Origin of the sequence: Tenacibaculum sp. TC6 (genome assembly GCF_050606265.1) — a bacterium.
Classification (GTDB): Bacteria; Bacteroidota; Bacteroidia; order Flavobacteriales; family Flavobacteriaceae; genus Polaribacter.
Genome location: NZ_JBOCUK010000064.1, coordinates 1 through 3,848, shown reverse-complemented (window position 1 = coordinate 3,848; position 3,848 = coordinate 1). Strand labels below are relative to the sequence as shown.

General features: G+C 29.5%; 5 protein-coding genes. All 5 read left to right on the top strand.

The genetic code is table 11. The features are described from left to right. The coding region (locus ACQY1Q_RS17180; protein ID WP_431006559.1) for an AHH domain-containing protein at positions 1 to 1,151 on the top strand (1,151 nt) is incomplete at its 5' end. Further along, positions 1,152 to 1,808 (top strand): imm11 family protein, encoded by a 657-nt coding sequence (locus tag ACQY1Q_RS17175; protein ID WP_431006558.1) that lies wholly within the window; start codon positions 1,152 to 1,154, stop codon positions 1,806 to 1,808. A gap of 107 nt (positions 1,809 to 1,915) precedes the next feature. Continuing rightward, on the top strand, positions 1,916 to 2,374 hold the full coding sequence (locus ACQY1Q_RS17170) for a hypothetical protein (protein WP_431006557.1): 459 nt from the start codon (positions 1,916 to 1,918) through the stop codon (positions 2,372 to 2,374). A 5-nt stretch (positions 2,375 to 2,379) separates the two neighbouring features. Next, positions 2,380 to 3,033 carry an imm11 family protein gene (locus ACQY1Q_RS17165; RefSeq protein WP_431006556.1) on the top strand — a complete coding sequence of 218 codons (654 nt, stop codon included), beginning with the start codon at positions 2,380 to 2,382 and terminating at the stop codon, positions 3,031 to 3,033. Positions 3,034 to 3,094: 61 nt separating this feature from the next. Beyond that, positions 3,095 to 3,760, top strand: a complete 666-nt coding sequence (locus ACQY1Q_RS17160) for an imm11 family protein (protein WP_431006555.1) — start codon at positions 3,095 to 3,097, stop codon at positions 3,758 to 3,760. The last annotated feature ends 88 nt before the right edge of the window (positions 3,761 to 3,848 follow it).

Sequence of the window (3,848 nt, the reverse complement as noted above, 5' to 3'; positions counted from 1 at the left end):
ACGTCCCTACTGTTTTAGATATTAATTTAAATGATATTCTAACTCCTGAACAGCTGTTATTTTTAAGTCAATACCCAAGTTTAGAGAGTGAAATTAAAGGTTTTCTAAGAGCTAACAACAATTCTGAAGAGGCAAAAAAATGGGCTAAGGGGCAAGCAGAATTAGGAGCTGATGCCCAAAACATTCCTTGGACAAAAGGAACGGGTATTGTAGCCAATAACCCTAATTTAAAATACACTCATTATCGACATAATTATGGTAAAAATATTTCCTACTTTAAACTAGAAGGTGGCGGAGAAATAGCTGTTAGTGGAGTTGAGAAAAAGTTAACGACGTCAGGAGGTTTAGTAGATAAGTATAAGGATACTGCAGGGGTAGATTTTGGAGGTAAGTTTTATTATATAAAAGTTGATGATAACGGACTTTGGTCTGAAATGTTATTTGACCCAAAGAATTTAGGAGACCAACTTAAAACCTTATTTGCTCTTGGAGGAGTAGAGCTAGGTAAACTTTTAGGGCGTTATGTGATACCTATTGAAGATATTAAGGTACTTATTGAGGGTAAAGATTTTGACGGGCAAGAGGTGTCTCGATGGCAAGCCGCAGGTTTTTTATTACTAACGGTAGTACCCGGAAGTAAAGCGTTAAAAGTAGTTAAGGGGCTAAAAGTGGTATCTAAAACAGCTACCAGATGGGCTATTGCTGCAATAACAGCAGATGGTAAAGCTACTAAATTAGTGTTTGATGTAATTAATGGAGTAGTAGAGTTTGGTAGTAGGTCAGATCTTGTTAAAATGATTGGTACAAAAGTAGGAGAAGAAGCGCATCATATTATACCTTGGGCTCAAAAAACATTAGATGTAGTGCAAGAAGCAGCCAGAGCAGGATTTCATATGAATGCTAAAATTAATGGCATTGCTTTACAAAAATATAGTAAATTAATTGGTGAAGGATTGCATGGTAACCACCCGGCTTATAATACCTTTGTAGAAAGAGCGATACAAAATTTTACAAAAAGCAAACCTAATTTTAATCCTGAACAAGCGAAAGAATTTTTAGAAAAGGAATTAATACCGGATTTATTAGGTTATATTGAGCGAGCCAAAAACTCTGGACTAAATTTGAATGAGTTTTTTAAAACCTTATTATAAATGAAATACTATAAAATAGATTTTGATTTTGATACTACAAAGGTAATAGGTCATTACCCACAGACTGATATTAAAAAAGGATATAATCCTGGATTATCAGATAGTCACAGACAAGTAAAACCATATGAGTTTCCTAATTTTATACCTAATTTAGAATTAGAGCTACATAAGGAAGCAAAGGCAACTGACTATATACAAAAGTTTGTTAGTTTTGGAATGGTAATTAATGCTAGATTTAAAAGTATTTTACAACAGTTTAAACTACCACCCCATGCTTTTTACCCGATAAAAGTATATCATAAAGGGGATTTGCTAGAGTACTTTTGGTTTCATTATATTATTGATGATTTTTGGCAAAACATAAATATGGAAAAATCTACAGTTCAAGTTTATAAAAAATTTGAATTTAAGATAGACAAGATTATTTCAATACCTAAATTAGAAGATATAGATAATTTAAAAAAATCATTAACAAGGCAAGAAGATTTAAGGTTTAATAAAATTTACTTTAAAAGTAGTTTTCCTAAATATGATGTTTATGAAACACAAGAGTTAGAATTTATACCAGTTATAAGTGAGCCTTTACTAGAAGCCTTACAAGAAGCTGGCATGACTGGTTTTAGAGTTAAACCTTTTGATAAGATTATTTGCGAATAATTTTTTTATAAAAATATAAAAGAGTTGCCTTTGGGTAACTCTTTTTTAGCCTTATTGTAGATGAAATATTTTGTTGTAAAAATTCAATATAAAATTAATTAACTAATATGGAAGAAGAAAATTTAATAGAAAAATGGGTTTATACAGATAAAAAGCTATATGATACTTTATTAGAAATTCAAGAGAAAGGAGGGAGTGATTTAGAACAAGCGGAATCGATATTTTTAAGAGTTCCAAAAATGTATAATTTACCTGTTTTTCCTGAAGATAACGAGGATGATAAATTTGTGTCTTCTATTTATGAGCAATTAGCTCTATTAAACTATTTAGAAGTGGAAGACAATATAGGAGGAAATGTTCTTTCTTCAATATTCTTTATAAAGGAAAATTACTTAGTAGATATGGAACTTGTTTATTACAAAAAGTTTGGAAGTAAAGAACCACCAGCTAATTTTTTAGGTATTGGATACAAAAGAAAAGGAATAGATGATTTACCTATTTTTGTAATGAAAGGAGAAGATTGGGTTGACCTAGGATGTAAATATTTTACTATAAAAGTTGATTAATTTAGATGAAATACTACAACATTGGAAGAAGTGATGATTTAAAAGTTATAGGTCATTACCCTCAAACAACACTGAGAGAAGGGTATAATCCTTCTTTGCCTGATAGTCATTGGCAGGTAAAACCACACGAGTTTCCTAATTTTATACCTAATTTAGAGTTAGAATTACATAAAAATGCAAATAGAACAGATTATTTACATTTTCATGATATTTCCGGCTTTATAATAAGTGAGAAATTTAAAAGTATTTTAAAAACATTCAATCTTCGATCACATGCTTTTTATCCTATCAAAGTATATCATAAAGGAGAATTGTTAGAGTATTTTTGGTTTCATTATATTTTGAACATTTGGGAATATGTTGATTTAGATAGATCTACAGCTCAGGTGGTTAAAAAATTTGAAAGAGAAATAGAAAAAATAATTCCAATCCCAGATTTAACGAATTTAGAAGAGTATGAAAAAAGTTTAGGTTTTGAAAAATGCTTGAAAATAAATAAATTATATCTTAAAAAGAATTACCCTTATTTTGATGTTATCAAAATAACAAAAGTCCAGTTTATACCAAGGCTTTTTAGTTTAGATTTATTAAATGCTCTACAAGAGTCAGGGATTACTGGATTTGAAGCAAAATTGTTTGATAAAATAAATTGTGAATAAATTTTATTATAAAAATATAAAAGAGTTGCCTTTGGGTAACTCTTTTTTAGCCTTATTGTAGATGAAATATTACAGTATTGATTGGGATTATGATACTATAGAGGTTATAGGGCACTACCCGCAAGTAACTTTAAAAAAAGGATATAACCCAGGAGCGCCTGATGGATATTGGGAAGTAAAACCATATGAGTTTCCTAATTTTATACCTAATTTAGAATTAGAATTACATGAAAAGGCAAAGGCTACCGACTATTTAGAAAAATATGCTAGTTTTGGAATGTTTGTAAATAAAAAATTTATGAACATTCTAAAAGAATTTAAATTGCCTTCTCATGCTTTTTACCCGATAAAAGTATACCATAAAGGAGAATTATTAGAATACTTTTGGTTTCACTACGTTGTTCATGATTTTTTTGAATGGCTTGATAAAGATAAGTCTCGTGCTGTTATCTATGATGATAAAGAGGGGTGTTATAAAATTATTTCTGAATTGGATCTAAGAATTTCTTTAGATGAAATTGAAAAAATAAATTTAGCTTTACCTTGGCAACAAGGGTTAAAATGGGAAAAAATAGTTTTTAAAGCCGATTTTCCAAAATATGATGTTTATAAAACACAAGGATTAGATTTAAAAAACTTTATTAGTGAGCCTTTACTAGAAGCTTTACAAGAAGCTGGCATGACTGGTTTTAGAGTTAAACCTTTTGATAAGATTATTTGCGAATAAATTTTTTTTTTATTGAGTCGTCCTAAAATAGGTTGACAGATTTAAAAAATATTATTTAAACCAGAGAGGCTAGCTTCTCTGGTTTTTT

What these genes read in the sequence shown, in the direction of transcription:
- ACQY1Q_RS17160 (WP_431006555.1), top strand. Translation starts at nt 3,095, where the DNA reads ATGAAATATTACAGTATTGATTGGGATTATGATACTATAGAGGTTATA.
- ACQY1Q_RS17175 (WP_431006558.1), top strand. Translation starts at nt 1,152, where the DNA reads ATGAAATACTATAAAATAGATTTTGATTTTGATACTACAAAGGTAATA.
- ACQY1Q_RS17170 (WP_431006557.1), top strand. Translation starts at nt 1,916, where the DNA reads ATGGAAGAAGAAAATTTAATAGAAAAATGGGTTTATACAGATAAAAAG.
- ACQY1Q_RS17165 (WP_431006556.1), top strand. Translation starts at nt 2,380, where the DNA reads ATGAAATACTACAACATTGGAAGAAGTGATGATTTAAAAGTTATAGGT.